This is a genomic window from uncultured Stenotrophomonas sp. (assembly GCF_945952405.1).
Taxonomy (GTDB): Bacteria; Pseudomonadota; Gammaproteobacteria; order Xanthomonadales; family Xanthomonadaceae; genus Stenotrophomonas.
Map to the genome: position 1 here is coordinate 1 of NZ_CAMFIA010000036.1, position 16,534 is coordinate 16,534.

17 protein-coding genes are annotated in these 16,534 nt (G+C 68.3%); all 17 read left to right on the top strand.

Annotation, left to right across the window (positions count from 1 at the left end; all coding sequences use genetic code 11):
- On the top strand, positions 1-1,131 hold a 1,131-nt coding region (locus Q0P60_RS20220; protein ID WP_294997385.1), incomplete at its 5' end, for a flagellin.
- 441 nt (positions 1,132-1,572) lie between these two features.
- Positions 1,573-2,991: a flagellar filament capping protein FliD gene (fliD, locus tag Q0P60_RS20225; protein ID WP_294997386.1), complete on the top strand. Its 1,419-nt coding sequence runs from the start codon at positions 1,573-1,575 to the stop codon at positions 2,989-2,991.
- Positions 2,992-3,119: 128 nt separating this feature from the next.
- A complete protein-coding gene (fliS, locus tag Q0P60_RS20230) occupies positions 3,120-3,536 on the top strand; it encodes a flagellar export chaperone FliS (RefSeq protein ID WP_294997387.1) in 417 nt (138 codons plus the stop codon).
- Entirely contained in the window at positions 3,533-3,826 is a 294-nt protein-coding gene (locus Q0P60_RS20235; protein ID WP_294997388.1) for a hypothetical protein, read from the top strand. Before fliS ends, Q0P60_RS20235 begins: the two co-directional genes overlap by 4 nt.
- Positions 3,823-4,401 (top strand): PilZ domain-containing protein, encoded by a 579-nt coding sequence (locus Q0P60_RS20240; protein WP_294997389.1) that lies wholly within the window; start codon positions 3,823-3,825, stop codon positions 4,399-4,401. The genes Q0P60_RS20235 and Q0P60_RS20240 overlap by 4 nt, the downstream gene beginning before the upstream one ends.
- A 92-nt stretch (positions 4,402-4,493) precedes the next feature.
- Entirely contained in the window at positions 4,494-5,126 is a 633-nt protein-coding gene (locus tag Q0P60_RS20245) for a response regulator transcription factor (RefSeq protein ID WP_294997399.1), read from the top strand.
- Between the two features lie 331 nt (positions 5,127-5,457).
- Positions 5,458-6,867 (top strand): RNA polymerase factor sigma-54, encoded by a 1,410-nt coding sequence (gene rpoN / locus Q0P60_RS20250; RefSeq protein WP_294997390.1) that lies wholly within the window; start codon positions 5,458-5,460, stop codon positions 6,865-6,867.
- Between the two features lie 14 nt (positions 6,868-6,881).
- Complete coding sequence (locus Q0P60_RS20255) at positions 6,882-7,259, top strand: response regulator transcription factor (protein ID WP_010485922.1); 378 nt, start codon at positions 6,882-6,884, stop codon at positions 7,257-7,259.
- Complete coding sequence (locus Q0P60_RS20260) at positions 7,256-8,767, top strand: sigma-54 dependent transcriptional regulator (protein WP_294997391.1); 1,512 nt, start codon at positions 7,256-7,258, stop codon at positions 8,765-8,767. Before Q0P60_RS20255 ends, Q0P60_RS20260 begins: the two co-directional genes overlap by 4 nt.
- A gap of 194 nt (positions 8,768-8,961) precedes the next feature.
- Positions 8,962-9,378: a hypothetical protein gene (locus Q0P60_RS20265; RefSeq protein WP_294997392.1), complete on the top strand. Its 417-nt coding sequence runs from the start codon at positions 8,962-8,964 to the stop codon at positions 9,376-9,378.
- 269 nt (positions 9,379-9,647) lie between these two features.
- Positions 9,648-10,013, top strand: a complete 366-nt coding sequence (gene fliE, locus Q0P60_RS20270; RefSeq protein ID WP_294997393.1) for a flagellar hook-basal body complex protein FliE — start codon at positions 9,648-9,650, stop codon at positions 10,011-10,013.
- A 13-nt stretch (positions 10,014-10,026) separates the two neighbouring features.
- Complete coding sequence (gene fliF, locus Q0P60_RS20275; RefSeq protein ID WP_294997394.1) at positions 10,027-11,673, top strand: flagellar basal-body MS-ring/collar protein FliF; 1,647 nt, start codon at positions 10,027-10,029, stop codon at positions 11,671-11,673.
- Between the two features lie 7 nt (positions 11,674-11,680).
- Positions 11,681-12,667, top strand: coding sequence for a flagellar motor switch protein FliG (fliG, locus tag Q0P60_RS20280; RefSeq protein WP_024958226.1), 987 nt, complete (start codon positions 11,681-11,683; stop codon positions 12,665-12,667).
- Positions 12,664-13,305, top strand: a complete 642-nt coding sequence (locus Q0P60_RS20285; protein WP_294997395.1) for a FliH/SctL family protein — start codon at positions 12,664-12,666, stop codon at positions 13,303-13,305. Before fliG ends, Q0P60_RS20285 begins: the two co-directional genes overlap by 4 nt.
- Positions 13,302-14,696 carry a FliI/YscN family ATPase gene (locus Q0P60_RS20290; RefSeq protein WP_294997396.1) on the top strand — a complete coding sequence of 465 codons (1,395 nt, stop codon included), beginning with the start codon at positions 13,302-13,304 and terminating at the stop codon, positions 14,694-14,696. The genes Q0P60_RS20285 and Q0P60_RS20290 overlap by 4 nt, the downstream gene beginning before the upstream one ends.
- Positions 14,697-14,699: 3 nt before the next feature.
- A complete protein-coding gene (gene fliJ / locus Q0P60_RS20295) occupies positions 14,700-15,182 on the top strand; it encodes a flagellar export protein FliJ (protein WP_294997397.1) in 483 nt (160 codons plus the stop codon).
- The gene (locus tag Q0P60_RS20300) at positions 15,182-16,360 is read left to right on the top strand and encodes a flagellar hook-length control protein FliK (RefSeq protein WP_294997398.1); all 1,179 of its coding nucleotides are present in this window, start codon (positions 15,182-15,184) and stop codon (positions 16,358-16,360) included. Before fliJ ends, Q0P60_RS20300 begins: the two co-directional genes overlap by 1 nt.
- The last annotated feature ends 174 nt before the right edge of the window (positions 16,361-16,534 follow it).

Genomic DNA, 16,534 nt, shown 5'->3' on the forward strand with positions numbered 1-16,534 from the left:
AACCTGAGCACCAGCGGCAGCTCGCTGGCCACCACCATCCAGCGCCTGTCCTCCGGTTCGCGCATCAACAGCGCCAAGGACGACGCCGCTGGCCTGGCGATCTCCGAGCGCTTCGGCACGCAGATCCGCGGTACCGACGTCGCCATCCGCAATGCCAACGACGGCATTTCGCTGGCCCAGGTCGCCGAAGGTTCGCTGACCGAAATCGGCAACAACCTGCAGCGCGTCCGCGAGCTGTCGGTGCAGGCCTCCAACGCCACCAACTCGGCCAGCGACCGCAAGGCGCTGCAGGCCGAAGTGACCCAGCTGGTCTCGGAAATCGACCGCGTCGCCAAGCAGTCGGACTTCAACGGCACCAAGCTGCTGGACGGTTCGTTCTCCAGCCAGCTGTTCCAGGTTGGCGCCAACGCCGGCCAGTCCATCGCCATCGACAAGACCATCGATGCCAAGGCCGGCTCGCTGGGCACCGCGACCTTCGCCACCGGTTCGACCGTGGCCCTGGCTGCCAGCGCCGACGGTGCACGCTTCTCCGGCAAGGTGATGGGCGTGGACATCGGCACGGTTGAAGTGAAGGCCGGCGCCACCACCGCCGATGCGTCCAAGGCCGTCGCCACCGCGATCAACGCCAAGATCGGCGAGGCCGGCATCTACGCCGAAGCCAATACCGACGGTACCCTGAAGCTGAGCTCGGTGAAGGAAGGCAAGGCGGTTGCCACTGCCGATATCGCCCTGATGCGCAGCGACTTCGACGGGACCGCCAAGACCTGGGGCACCGCAGGTGCGGTCGGCGCCTACACCGCCGGCACCGATACCTCGGCCAACGTGCAGAAGCTGGACGTGAGCACCGTGCTCGGCGCCCAGCAGGCCCTGGAAGTGGTCGACAAGGCCCTGGGTGCGATCAACAGCACCCGTGCCGATCTCGGTGCGATCCAGAACCGCTTCACCTCGGTGGTGGCCAACCTGCAGACCTCGTCGGAAAACCTGTCGGCTTCGCGTAGCCGCATCAAGGACACCGACTTCGCCAAGGAAACCGCCGAACTGACCCGCACCCAGATCCTGCAGCAGGCCGGTACGGCCATGCTGGCCCAGGCCAACCAGGTGCCGCAGGGCGTGCTCAGCCTGCTGCGCTGATCCACGGCAAGAAGGCGCCGCTACCGTCGGGTCGAACCGACGGTAGCGGCAACCCGGAAGCCACGGTGCACGAAGGCGCGGGCCATGCCCGGCCCGGGAACACTCCCGAACCGGCTTGGCATCGCCCGCTCCTGCGGACCTCTCTTTCAGCGCTGTACCTTTGACTGTACGTACCGGGCGGCTTCGTCTCCCCCCGATTGTCAGTAGCCTGATCCCTCCCCTGCATTGGGGGAGGGTTTTTTGCAGACCCCCGGCAGCCCGCGGTGAACCTCCCCGCACCCTGCCCCCACCCTCCTGCAACCCGCGTGCCAGAACCCGCGCCAGACGACTGGCACGGCACGTGCATCAACGAAGTCCTCAAGACCCAGCGGCGCAGGCCGCTATTTTCGTTGACGACGGGCCACCGCACGGCGGCAAGGCCCGGATACCAGGAGAAACGACGTGGCAGACTTTGGATACGGTGGCATTGGCTCGGGACTCAACATCTCGGACATCGTCAACAAGCTGGTCGCAGCCGACCGCAAGCCCGCCGACAATGCGCTGAACCTGCAGCAGTCCAAGACCAAGATGCAGCTGTCGTCGGTCGGCACCGTCACCTCGGCATTCGACAAGCTGAAGACCGCATTGACCGCGCTGAAGGCCACCACCGCCTTCGATACCCGCACCGTAACCGCCACCGGCAAGGGCCAGCCGGCCAATACCGACGACGTGCTGACCGCATCGGTGGCGCTGTACGACGTGGGCACGACCAAGGCTGCGGCCTCCAACGGCACCCACAAGGTGGAGGTGAAGTCGCTGGCCACGGCCAACAAGTGGATTGCCGACACCTCGGTGCCCAAGACCGACACCTTTGGCGCCGGAACCTTGACGCTGACCGTTGGCGTCGGCGACAAGGCCAAGGCGCTGAAGGTCGACGTCGAGGACGGCGACACGCTGACCACGATCCGCAACAAGATCGACGCCGCCGGCCGCAAGGAGGGCGTGCAGGCCACCCTGATCAGCTCCGGCGACAACCAGTACCTGTCGATCGCCCAGGAAAAGACCGGCGCTGCCAGCGCGATCAAGCTCGAATACGGCGGCAGCGATCCGAAACTGGGCGCACTGGTCGGCAGCCTCAAGGAGAACACCGCTGCGGCCGACGCCGAACTGACCATCGATGGCGTCACCGTGATCAGCCCCAGCAACACCGTGGCCGACGCGGTTCCCGGGCTGACCCTGAACCTCAAGGTCAAGGGCACCAGCACGGTGGTAATCAGCACCGACACCGGTGCAGCGACCAAGGTGATGCAGGAGTTCGTGACCGCCTACAACGCGGCGATCGCGGCGATCAACACCGAAACCAAGTACGACCTGAAGACCAAGGAAGCCTCTGCGCTGACCGGCGACGCGCAGATGCGCGGCGCGTCCAGCCAGCTGCGCTCGGTGATGGCCGGCGTGCTGAAGGATCTCTCGGCGTCGGGGCTGGATCCGAAGGCGATCGGCCTGCAGACCCGCGGCTACCCCAATGCCGACGGCAGCCTGGTGCTGGACACCACCAAGTTCGCCGCCACGCTCGCCGCGCAGCCGGAGAAGGTGCGCCTGGCGATCACCGGCGATACCGGCGGCGCCGGCCAGCTGTACACGCTGGTGGACGGCTACGTCAGCACCACGGTCGGCAAGGAAGGCGCTTTCGTTGCCCGTACCAAGGGCCTGAACAACACGCTGGACAACATCGACAAGCGCCGCAAGGACCTCGACACGCGCATGAAGAGCGTGGAAGAGCGCTACAAGAAGCAGTTCCTGGCACTGGACAGCCTGATGGGCAAGCTGCAGCAGAGCAGCAGCACCTTGTCGCAGCAGCTGTCACAGCTCAATCGCTAAGTCACTGCGCGCAGCGCTCAAGTTTGGCGTGCAACGCACCGATAACGGACGCAACAGCAATCATCGCCGCGCCGCCGGCAACGATCCCCACGATCGCCCGGCGGCACCCCGCGCAAGGAGAATCACGAATGTACGGTCCCAGCCGTCAATATGCCGAGCAGTACCGCCAGGTGGGAGTGACCAGTGCGGTCGCCGATGCCGATCCGCACAAGCTGGTGGCGATGCTGCTGGCCGGTGCGCTGGAACGCGTACGGCGCGCCCTGGCCAGCCTCGAGCGTGGCGACCAGGCCGGCAAGGGCAAGGCGATCGGCGAAGTCTGCGCGATTGTCGGCCACCTCAACGGCTCGCTGGACCACGAGGCCGGTGGCGAGATCGCCGGCAACCTGTCGGCGCTCTACGACTACGTGCTGCAGCGCCTGACCGAGGCCAACCTGCACAATGACCGCGCCGCGCTCGACGAATCCCTGCAGCTGCTCGGCGAGATCGACAGCGCCTGGAACGCCATCCCGATGGAACAGCGCCGCCCGGCCACGGTGGCACCATGAGCCTGCACGACCTGCACGCGCAGCTGGATGCGTTCGAGAAGGCATTGGGCGACGAAGCCTTCGACCAGGCCGAGAGCCTGCTCGATGGCCACGACAGCACCCTGCACGCCCTGCTCAGCCAGCCGCTGACCGCGGCCGACCACGCGCCGCTGAGCGCGCTGTTCGCGCGCCAGCAGAACCTGCTGGGCCTGCTGCGCCAGCGCCGCGATGCGGTGGCCGCACTGATGAATGACGGGCAGCGCTCTCTTCGCGCGGCGCATGCCTACCTGCAGGCAGAATCGCTGGCATGACCCAGCTGCCGACCACGTCACTGCACCACCCCGCCGAAAGCGAGCTGTTCGACGAAACACTCAGCTGCGAGCTGGCACTGCCGGCCGAGTTCCAGGCAGGCAGTGGCGCCGGCCGCACCAGCAGCGCCGAAGGCCTGCTGCGCAGCCTGGCCCTGGTCGAGGACAGCCGCGTTGACGAACACGATGAACGCAATGAAGCCAGCCTGCAGCTGCAACGGCTGGAGGCCAAGCTTGACCTGGCGATGGTGCTGCTCGGCCGGCTGGTACGCCAGCAGGGGCAGGAGCTGACCCTGCGCCCGGTGCGCTGGTCGCGCCGCGGCATCCGCCTGCAGCTGGGCCCGCGCAGCGGCGCCAGCCCCGGCCAGGCCGGCCTGGTGCGGCTGCAGCCCAGTGACTGGCTGCCCGACCATATCGACCTGCCGGTGGAAGTGATCGCCGAAGCCGCCGATGGCGGTGGCGGGCACTACCTCTGGCTGCGCTTCCAGCGCCTGGGCGATGGCCTGGAAATGGCGATGGAACGGCATCTGTTCCGCCTGCACCGCCGCCAGGTGGCCGAGGCGCGCCGGGCGCGCTGACAGCTGCCGCCCCCGCGCCGGGCGGGCGACCCTTGGCGCGCCCGTTCAGCTAAGTTAAGGTGGACTCCCCTACACGGACCTGCTGCGTGCCTGTGCGAGTTCTCATCGTCGACGATCACACCCTGGTCCGCGCCGGCCTGGCGCGGCTGCTGCAGGGGTTTGCCGACGTGCAGCTGGTCGCCGAGGCCAGCAACGCCGAGCAGGCGCTGCAGCTGGCCCTCCAGCATGCACCGGACGTGGTGCTGATGGACCTGTCACTGCCCGGACGTACCGGCCTGGAAGCGCTCAGCGACATCCGCCTGCGCGCGCCCGGCACCCGGATCGTGATGATGACCATGCACGACGATGCCGCCCATGTGCGCGACGCCCTGGACCGCGGTGCGGTCGGCTTCGTGGTCAAGGATGCGGCCCCGCAGGAGCTGGAACTGGCGCTGCGCGCCGCACACGCCGGCCAGGTGTTCCTGAGCCCGCAGATCTCCGCCAAGATGCTGGCACCGATGCTCGGCCGCGAGAAGCCCACCGGCATCGCCGCGCTGTCGCCACGCCAGCGCGAGATCCTGCGCCGCATCGGCAAGGGCGAAAGCAACAAGGAAATCGCCGCCGATCTCGGCATCAGCGTCAAGACCGTGGAAACCCATCGCGCCCGCATGATGGAGTCACTCGGCTGCCGCCGCGCCAACGACCTGCTGCTGCTGGCCGCGCGCCACCAGCACGAGCTGGAGTGATTACCGGGGTCAGATCCCTTTCCTGAGTGATTACCGGGGTCAGATCCCTTTCCTGCGGAAAGGGATCTGACCCCAGGCGACGAATTCCCGTCACCCCGACAGACCCTGACAGGAATCCGTACACGCCAGCCTGCCGAAACCGGCTATCGCGCACGATGAATCAACAACTTGGCGCGGGCACACGTCAACATTCCGCACCAATGTAGGGGTTATCCCTACACTCTGTCGGGGTATCCACCAGGCCCCTCAGGAACCCCCCGATTCCGCGCCTGCCGGATCAAAAGCAAGATGCGTTCCACAAGGCGCCGGGGAGCGGTGCCGGGGAACCACGATGAAGGCTGCACTCTCGACCCAGCTGGGCCAACAACTTCACCTCACCCCGCAGTTGCTGCAGTCGATCCGGCTGCTGCAACTGGATGGCCTGCACCTGGAACAGGAAATCCAGCGCCTGCTGGACTCCAACCCGCTGCTCGAGATCGAAGACGCCGAGGCGCCCGCCGCCGACGCCACCGATGCCGACATCACCACGCAGGAGACCGCCGCATTCGACGAACTGCCCGAGTCGTCGATGTGGGACGTCGCCGGCGCCAGCTGGCAGGACGGCGACGACGACCGCATGGCGCGCATCGCCGCCGGCGAATCCAGCGATCCGCAACTGCGCGTACTGCAGCGCCTGGCGCTGGACATGGATGACCGCCAGCTGGCCGTCGCCGCGTTCTGGCTCGATCACTGCGACGAGGCCGGCTACCTGCAGGCACCGCTGGCCCAGCTGCAGCTGCTTGCCAGCGCCCAGTTCGACATCGCCGCCGAGGGCGTCGAGGCCATCCGGCAGCAGCTGCTGCACGGTGAGCCGGCCGGCATGGCCGCGCAGGATCTGCGCGAAGGCCTGCTGGCACAGCTGCGCAGCCTGCACGGTGTGGTGGCGGCCCGTCATCTGGCAGCACGCATCCTGGACGGCTCGCTCGACGCGCTGGCCGCGCACGACTACCCCGCCCTCGCCCGCCAGCATGACGCCGAGATCGACGACGTGCGCGAGGCGGTTCGCCTGATCCTGTCGCTGCAGCCGCGTCCGGGCGACAGCCTGCTGCCGGAGCGCAACGCGGTCGTGGTGCCGGACGTGATCGCCTGGCACGCCGACGAGCAGTGGAAAGTGGCATTGAACCCGGCCACCAGCCGCCGCGTCTCGATCAACAGCCAGTACGAACAGGCCCTGGCCGACAGCAGCGAGGCGGCCCCGGCCCTGCGCGAAATGCTGCAGGAGGCGCGCTGGTTCAGCCGCGGCCTGTCGATGCGTTACGACACCCTGCTGCGCACCGCGCGGGTCATCGTCGAGCGCCAGGCGGCGTTCCTGGTGCGCGGCGAGGAAGCCATGGCACCGCTGACCCTGAAGGAAGTGGCCGAGGAGATCGGCATGCACGAGTCCACCGTCTCGCGCATCACCACCGGCAAGTTCCTGCAGACCCCGCGCGGCACCTTCGAACTCAAGCATTTCTTCGCGGTGCGCCTGGAAGGTGCCAGCGTCTCCGGCCAGGCCGTCAAGGCCATGGTCCGCCGCCTGATCGACGCAGAGCCGGCCGGCCGTCCGCTGGCCGACGAGGCCATCGCCGGCCTGCTGTCGCGCCAGGGGGTGAACATTGCCCGCCGAACCGTCGCAAAATACCGAGAACAACTGGACATCGCCCCGGCCCGTGAACGGCGCCGGCTCGGCGCCAGGCAACCGCAGCTGGCCCGGGTGGGCTGAAAAGGATGTTGGACATGAACAAGCTCACGGTCCTGTTGGTCGATGACCACGAGGGCTTCATCAATGCGGCGATGCGTCATTTCCGCAAGATCGACTGGCTGCAGATCGTCGGCAGTGCCGGCAATGGCCTGGAAGCGATCGAGCGCTCGGAAACGCTGCGCCCGCAGGTGGTCCTGATGGACCTGGCGATGCCGGAGATGGGCGGCCTGCAGGCCACCCGCCTGATCAAGTCGCAGGACGATGCACCGTACATCGTGATCGCAAGCCACTTCGACGACGCCGAGCACCGCGAACACGCGCTGCGCGCCGGCGCCGACAATTTTGTCAGCAAGCTGTCCTACATCCAGGAAGTCATGCCGATCCTGGAAGGCCTCAGGGAGGATCGATCGTGAGCGAATCGCGCATCCTGGTGCTGGACAACGACGCCGTGCGCGCAGAGCGCACCGTTGCCCTGCTGGAATTCATGGACTTCAACCCGCGCTGGGTCTCCGACGCAGCCGACTTCGACCTCGGCCGCCAGCGCCAGAACGACTGGATGGCGGTGATCGTCGGCAGCCTGGACGACACCGACGCCAGCACTGCGCTGTACCACTGGCTGGGTGGCAGCAGCCTGCCGCCGCCGGTACTGCTGGCCGATGGTGATGCCGCTGCGTTCGCACAGCAGCACGGCCTGCACGAAGCCAACATCTGGCCGCTGGAAACGCCGTTGCGCCATGCGCAGATGGAAGCCCTGCTGCGCCGTGCCAGCCTCAAGCGCCTGGACGCCGAGCACCAGGCCGGCGCCGCGCAGGAGCAGGGTCCGACCGGTCACGGTCCGGCAGTGACCGCACTGCGCACCATGATCGAACAGGTTGCCGCGTTCGACACCACCGTGCTGGTGCTGGGCGAGTCCGGCACCGGCAAGGAAGTGGTCTCGCGGGCAATCCACCAGCGCTCGCCGCGCCGTGATGGCCCGTTCGTTGCGATCAACTGCGGCGCGATCCCGGCCGACCTGCTGGAAAGCGAACTGTTCGGCCACGAAAAGGGCGCCTTCACCGGTGCGCTGACCGCGCGCAAGGGCCGCTTTGAAATGGCCGAGGGCGGCACCCTGCTGCTGGACGAAATCGGCGACATGAGCCTGCCGATGCAGGTGAAGCTGCTGCGCGTGTTGCAGGAACGCAGCTTCGAACGCGTCGGTGGCAACCAGACCATCCGCTGCAACGTGCGGGTGGTGGCGGCGACCCATCGTGATCTGGAAACCCGCATCGCCGAAGGCAAGTTCCGCGAGGATCTGTTCTACCGCCTGAATGTGTTCCCGATCGAAGTGCCTGCCCTGCGCGAGCGTCGCGAAGACCTGCCTGCGCTGGTCGAGACCATCGCCACGCAGCTGGCCCGCACCGGCCGCGGCGAAGTGCGTTTCACCGCCGAAGCGCTGCAGGCCCTGGCCGCGTACGAATGGCCGGGCAACGTGCGCGAGCTGACCAATCTGGTCGAGCGCCTGGCCGTGCTGCATCCGGGTGGATCGGTGCGGGTACAGGACCTGCCGGCCCGTTACCGCGGCGATGCGGCGCTGGCCGCTGCCGCGCCAGCGGCACCGGCGCCGGCCCAGCTGGCCGCCAGCGAAGAACGCCTGGACCTGCGCAGCTTCTCGTTCCACACCCCGGGCAGCGGCGGTCAACCGGCGCTGGAGCACGGCATTGCCGTCAATCGCGGCGCCGCGCCGGCAGCGCTGCCCGACGATGGCCTGGACCTGCGCAACCACATGGCCAGCATTGAGCTGGGCCTGATCAACGAGGCACTGGAGCGCACCCAGGGCGTGGTCGCCCATGCCGCCCAGCTGCTCGGCCTGCGCCGCACCACCCTGGTGGAGAAGCTGCGCAAGTACGGCATCGAACGCGAGCAGGCCGAACTGGCCGGCTGAGCCGCGACAACCGGATGAAGGGGGCATCAACGCCCGGGCTTGCCCGGGCGTTGCTGCATCTGGCCAGTGCGCCTTCGGGGTCAGATCCCTTTCCAAGGGAAAGGGATCTGACCCCATTTCATTTGCACGTTTTCCTAGAGACAACACGACCGCAGTACGGAGCATGGCAAGGACACCCCCAAGGAGGTTCCACCATGCATCGCCTCATCCTGCTTGCCAGCCTGCTCTTCCCCGCCATTGCCACCGCCGCAGACTGCAGCCTGCCCACCACGCTGGACCAGCGTCGGTTCACCAACCTCAGCGACCCGCTGTACGCACCGGACAACCCCAATGCGGGACGCATGGTGCAGCTCAGCTTCGCTGGCAATCAGTACAGGCTGGACATCCTCGGTACCGACCTGCGCATTGGCGGCAGCTACCGCTACCAGCGCCTGGCCCCGCACGTCGCGGAAATCCAGATGACCGAGGCCCACCCGGCCGGCCCCGCCCACTACACCCTGCTGCTGAGCTGCCAGACCGATCACCAGGGGCGTTTCATCTACACCCAGCACGACGGCCCCATCGCACCGCGCCAGCGCCAGAATTCCGGCCGTTGGACCCTGCAGCCCTAGGCCAGAAAACCGACGCCGGTTAAATGGCGCCGCCAGGGGGGTCAGAGCCCGTTGCACGGCAACGGGATCTGACCCCGTGCCGACCCCGTGCGGACCCACGGTCGGCACCCACCCGTAGCAGGACGTTGATTCGGCGGGCGCATGGCGCAGCCCTGCCAGCACACCCATACCCACAACCCTCACCTCACTGAATCGAAAACCGGTTTCGGCACGGCACTTGCACCTGCTCCAGCAGACACCCCCATTCCCTGTTTCTGGAACCGTTGCAGATGTCCCACTCCGTCACTTCGATCCTTTCGCAGATCCGCTCCTATCAGACCCAGATGGGACAGCCGGCGCTCAACCCGCTGGCCGAAGCGCCGCGTAGCAATGCCCTGCCGGGCACGGTGCTGGATGCGCCGCAGGTCCAGCCTGCCAGCTTCACCGAAACCCTGCGGGGTGCGATTGCCGGCGTCAACGATGCGCAGCAGAAGTCCGGCGCACTGGCCAAGGCCTTCGAAATGGGCGACCCGAGTGCCGACCTGGCCAAGGTGATGGTCGCCTCGCAGCAGTCCCAGATCGCCTTCCGCGCCACCGTGGAAGTCCGCAACCGTCTCGTCCAGGCTTACCAGGACGTGATGAACATGCCGCTGTAAGGAATAGAGACGCATGGCACTGACGCTCTCCAAGGACAGCCTGAACGCCGAGAAGGCCGGGCAGTGGTTCGACCGCCTGCAGAGTCTGCAGATCACCCGTCGGCTGGGCCTGATGGCAATGATCGCGGTGGCGGTGGCGGCAGGCCTGTCCGTGTTCTTCTGGTCGCAGAAGCCGGGCATGGTCCCGCTGTACACCGGCCTGGACCAGAAGGCGACTGCTGAAGCGACCGACCTGCTGCGCGCCGCGCAGATCCCGTTCGCGCTCGACCCGGCCACCGGTGGCATCACCGTGCCGGAGAAGAACCTGCACGATGCCCGCCTGAAGCTGGCCGGTTCCGGCCTGACCGACAGCGGCAAGCTCGGCTTCGAGCTGATGGAGCGCGACCCCGGTTTCGGCGTCAGCCAGTTCGTGGAAAGCGCGCGCTACCAGCACGCGCTGGAAACCGAACTGTCGCGCACCATCAACACGCTGCGCCCGGTGCGCGATTCGCGCGTGCACCTGGCCATCCCCAAGCCCAGCGCCTTCACCCGCCAGCGTGATGTGGCCAGCGCTTCGGTGACCCTGGAACTGCGCGGCGGCCAGCAGCTGGAACGCAGCCAGGTCGATGCCATCGTGCACATGGTCGCCGCCAGCATTCCGGACCTGGCGCCGGAACGGGTGACCGTGGTCGACCAGAGCGGACGCATGCTCAGCATCACCGATCCGAACAGCGAGGCTGCGGTCAACGCCGCCCAGTTCGAGCAGGTGCGCCGCCAGGAAACCTCGTTCAACCAGCGCATCCGCGAACTGCTGGAACCGATGACCGGCCCCGGCCGTGTCAATCCGGAAGTGAGCGTGGACATGGACTTCTCGGTGACCGAGGAAGCCCGCGAACTCTACAACGGTGAACCGCAGAAGCTGCGCAGCGAGCAGATGAGCGAGAACACCACCAGCACCCCGGGCCCGCAGGGCGTACCGGGTGCGACCAGCAACAGCCCGCCGGGCCAGCAGGCCGCACCGGCCACGGCGCAGACCCCGACCGAAAGCAGCAAGAACGCCACCCGCAACTACGAGCTGGACCGCACCCTGCAGCACACCCGGCAGCCGGCCGGCCGCATCAAGCGCGTCTCGGTGGCGGTGCTGGTGGACAACGTGCCGCGCGCCGGTGCCAACGGCAAGGTCAGCCCGCAGCCGCTGTCGGCCGCCGAACTGACCCGCGTCGAAGGGCTGGTGAAGCAGGCCGTCGGGTTCAACGCCGAGCGCGGCGACACCGTGTCGGTGATGAATGCCCCGTTCGTGCGTGATACCACGCCGGTCGAAGGCCCGGCCTGGTGGGAACTGCCGTGGGTGCACGATGCCGGCCGCATGCTGCTGGGCGCCGTGGTGGTACTGGCACTGCTGTTCGGCGTGCTGCGCCCGGCGCTGCGCGCGATCACCGGCCAGAACAAGAAGGAGGGCGAGCAGGCACTGGAGCCGCATACCGCGGACGTGCAGCTGGTCGATGACGATGGCACCCCGCTGCCGGCGCTGGGCGCCGACCGGGCCAGCCTGGGCGGGCCGGATGCACTGGCCCTGCCGGTGGATTCATATGAGGAACGACTGCGGATGGCGCGTGAAGCCGTGAAGACCGACTCCAAGCGCGTGGCCCAGGTGGTCAAGGGCTGGGTGGCCAATGACTGAGCCGCAATTGACCGGTGTGCAGCGCGCCGCCGTGCTGCTGCTGTCCCTGGGTGAGCTGGACGCCGCCGAAGTGCTGCGCCATATGGAACCCAAGGAGGTGCAGAAGATCGGCATCGCCATGGCCACCATGACCGACATCACCCGCGAGCAGGTGGAACGGGTGATGGACCAGTTCGGCCAGGAGCTGGGCTCGAAGACCTCGCTGGGCGTGGGCTCGGACGACTACATCCGCAACATGCTGGTGCAGGCGCTGGGCAGCGAGAAGGCCGGCAACCTGATCGACCGCATCCTGCTGGGCCGCAACACCACCGGCCTGGATGCCCTGAAGTGGATGGACCCGCGCGCGGTGGCCGATCTGGTGCGCAACGAGCACCCGCAGATCATCGCCATCGTGATGGCCCACCTGGAAACCGACCAGGCCGCCGATGCCCTGAAGCTGCTGCCCGACCGTACCCGCGTCGACGTGCTGCTGCGCATCGCCACCCTCGACGGCATTCCGCCGAACGCACTCAATGAGCTCAACGAGATCATGGAGCGCCAGTTCGCCGGCAACCAGAACCTGAAGTCCTCCAACATCGGCGGCGTGCAGTGCGCGGCCAACATCCTCAACTTCATGGACAGCGGCCAGGACCAGGCGATCCTGGGCGAGATTGCCCGTATCGATGCGCCGCTGAGCAACCGCATCCAGGACCTGATGTTCGTGTTCGACGACCTGGTCGACCTGGACGATCGCGAGATGCAGCTGGTGCTGCGCGAAGTGAGCGGCGAGCGCCTGGGCCTGGCCCTGCGCGGTGCCGACATCAAGGTGCGCGACAAGATCACCCGCAACATGTCGCAGCGCGCTGCCGAGATCCTGCTGGAAGACATGGAAGCACGCGGCCCGGTGCGCCTGTCCGACGTGGAAGGTGCGCAGCGCGAGATCCTGGCCATCGTCAAGCGCATGGCCGATGAAGGCACCGTCACCATCGGTGGCAGCGCGGAGGCCATGCTGTGAGCAACGTCGTGCGCTGGCTTGCCCCGGACCTGCTGGCCCAGCCCGAACCGGCGCTGGCCCAGGAAGATGTGTTCGAACTCACCGAGCCGGACCCGGAGCACGAACCGGAGCCGCCACTGCAGCTGCCCACCCTGGAGGAAATCCAGGCGATCCAGGACAGTGCCGAGAAGGAAGGCTTCCAGCACGGCCACGCCGACGGCTACGGCCAGGGCCAGGCCGAGGTGCGTCGCCTCGCCGCGCAGATCGAAGGCATCCTCGACAACTTCAGCCGGCCGCTGGTGCGCCTGGAGAATGAAGTCGTCGGCGCGCTCGGGGAACTGGCGGTACGCATCGCCGGTGCGCTGGTCGGCCGTGCCTACGAGGCCGAACCGGCCCTGCTGGCGCAGCTGGTCGGCGAAGCCATCGACGCGGTCGGCGGCAGCACCCGCGAAGTGGAAGTACGCCTGCATCCGGACGACATCGCCGCGCTTGCACCACTGTTGAACCTGTCGCCGCAGCAGCGCCTGGTTCCCGATACCAGCCTCAGCCGCGGCGACCTGCGCGTGCATGCCGAAGCCGTACGCATCGACGGCACCCTGGAAGCCCGCCTGCGCGGCGCGCTGGATGCGGTGATCCGCCAGACCGGAGCAGGCGCATGAGCGCGGAATCGCACGCCGCGCCGCAACCGGCGCCCGCGGCCGACTGGGCCGTGGCCCGCAACCTGCGCCTGGCCAGCCGCCTGGACGGCCTGCGCGTGGACACCGCGCATGGTCGCGGCCTGATCCGCGAAGGCGTGCTGCGCCGCGCGGTCGGGCTGACCCTGGAGGCGGTCGGCTGCGAGGCACCGCTCGGCGCCAGCTGCAAGGTGGAAGTGGTCGATGGCGGCTGGGTCGATGCTGAAGTGGTCGGCTTCGCCGGTGAACGCACTTACCTGATGCCCAGCGCCGAACTGCATGGCCTGCTGCCCAACGCACGGGTGGTGCCATCGGCGCGCCGTGGCGGCGTGGAGGTGGGCGAAGGCCTGCTCGGCCGGGTCATCGACAGCGATGGCGTGCCGCTGGACGGCAAGGGCCCGATCCGTGCCGAAGGCCACGTCGGCATGGCGGGCGTATCGATCAACCCGCTGGCCCGTGAACCGATCACCCAACCGCTGGATGTGGGCGTGCGCGCGATCAATGCGCTGCTGCCGATCGGCCGCGGCCAGCGTGTGGGCCTGTTCGCCGGCTCCGGCGTCGGCAAATCGACGCTGCTGGGCATGATGACCCGCTACACCGCTGCCGACGTGATCGTGGTCGGGCTGATCGGTGAACGTGGCCGCGAAGTCCGCGACTTCGTCGAGACCACGCTGGGCGAGGAAGGCCTGCGCCGCGCGGTGGTGGTGGCCAGCCCCGCCGACCGCCCTCCGCTGGCCCGCCTGCATGGCGCCTACCGCGCCACGGCCATTGCCGAATGGTTCCGCGACCAGGGCCTGAACGTCCTGCTGCTGATGGATTCGCTGACCCGCTTCGCCCAGGCGCAGCGCGAGATCGGCCTGTCGGTGGGCGAACCGCCGACCACCCGCGGCTACCCGCCGTCAGTGTTCGCCAAACTGCCGGCGCTGGTCGAGCGTGCCGGCAACGGTGCCAAGGGCCGTGGCTCGATCACCGCGTTCTACACGGTGCTGACCGAAGGCGATGATCCGCAGGATCCGATCGCCGACGCGGCGCGCGCGATCCTCGACGGCCACATCCTGCTCTCGCGGCGCGTGGCCGACAGTGGCCTGTACCCGGCCATCGACGTCGAATCGTCGGTCAGCCGCGTGGTCACGGAAATCGCCGACGAACCCTGGCGCCTGCGCATCCGCAAGTTGAAGCGGCTGGTCTCGGCCTACTCGGCCAACCGCGACCTGATCGCCATCGGTGCCTACCAGCGTGGCAATGACGCGGCCACCGACGAAGCCCTTGAACGCTGGCCGGAAATCATGGAGTTCCTCGGCCAGGACGTTGCCAAGGCCGCAGATCTCCCGCACAGCCAGGCGGCGCTGCAGCGCCTGGTGGAACAAGAGAGTTAAGCCATGAACCAGTCCAAGCGCATCGACCCCCTGCTCAAGCGGGCCCAGGAACACGAGGACGCGGTGGCCCGCGACCTGGCCGAACGCCAGCGCGTGCTCGATACCCATCTATCGCGACTGGACGAACTGCGCCGCTACGCCGAGGAATATGCCTCGCAACAGATGGCGAATGCGCAGATGGCGGCCACCAGCCCGGCACAGCTGCTCAACCGCCGCGCCTTCCTCGACCGCCTCGACAGTGCAGTGGAGCAGCAGCAGCGTACCGTGGACGGCAATCGCGAAAAGGTGGAAGCCGAGCGCGCCCGGTTGATCCTGGCCAGCCGCGACAAGGCGGTGCTGGAACAGCTGGCGGCCAGCTACCGCGCCCAGGAAAAGGTGGTCACCGACCGCCGCGACCAGCGCGAAATGGATGACATCGGCGCACGCCGTGCCCGCTTGGTGCAGGCCGAAGACCAGGACGACAGCGAACAGGGAGGCCGCCCGTGATGCCCGCGCCACTTGCCGGCAGCGCCAACGCGCAGCCACAGAATGCCAACAGCGGTGCAGCGCGCGCACCGCGCAGTGAGGCCAGCAAGGACTTCAGCCAGCTGTTGCAGGGCGGTGCACCGGCCACCGCGGCCGGCAGCGCCGACACGCCGTCGGCCACCCCGTCGCCGTCAGGCCAGCCCTCGACCACAGACAGCAACGGCCAGGCGGCGCGCGAGCGCACCACCGAGCCTGATGCGGCAAACAGTGAAACGCCGCCGCCGGCGTCCACCCCGGCTGCTGCTTCCACGGCCAGCGCCGCGACCGACAAGGACAAGGCGGTCTCTGCCGAAGATGCACCGTGGCCGCCGTTGGGCCTGGCCGGCCTGGTACTGGCACTGCCGCTGCAGGCCGATCCCGCTGCGGCGCCGCCCACCGCCGCCACGCCAACGCTTGCCGCTGACGGTCCCGCGCTGCCGGCGACAGCGGCCACCACGGCGCCGGCACTGCCCGGCGCGGCCCCCGCAGCTGCCCCGGCCAATGCCGGCGCCGCGGACGCCAAGGCTTCGGCGGCCAGCAGCACCGAAGAAGCCAGCGCATTGCCGCTGCCGGAGTTGCTGCTGCCGGGCAGCAAGCGCGGCGAGCGTGGCGAAGGCAACGACCTGGCCATGATCGGCGATCGCACCCCCGCCCCGCTGCTGCCTGCACCGCCCAGCGCGGCGGTGCAGGAGCTTAAGACCGCACTGGCCGCAGGCAACGCGATCTTCACTGGCGAGCCGACACCGAAGCCGGTGCTGGGTGACGACGGCTTCGACCAGGCCATCGGTGCCCGCCTGGGCTGGCTGGCCGACCAGAAGATCGGCCACGCCCATATCCGGCTGAGCCCGGATGACATGGGTGCGGTCGACGTGCGCCTGCAGTTGAACGGCGACAAGGTCCACGCCAGCTTCAGCAGCCCGCACGTGGACGTGCGCCAGGCCCTGGAAAACAGCCTGCCGCGCCTGCGTGAACTGCTGGGCGAACAGGGCTTCCAGCTCGCCCACGCCGATGTCGGCCACCAGGCGCCGGGCGGTGATGGCGCCGGAGCAGGCGCCCACGGCAGTGGCCTGGCGGGTGACGGAGAACCGTCGCCGGGCGACGGCGGCGTGTCGGCGCCGCAGCTGATCCGCCAACGCGGCCTGCTGGACGCGTACGCCTGACAGTGCCCTCCACGCATGGCGTGGATCTACTGCACGGACATTGCCTGACTTCCCCCGGTAGATCCACGCCACGCGTGGATGCCGCCCTCCGGCAAATCCCCCCGCGCGCGGATGCCCCACCCCGGTAGATCCACGCCACGCGTGGATGCCGCCCTCCGGCAAATCCCCCCGCGC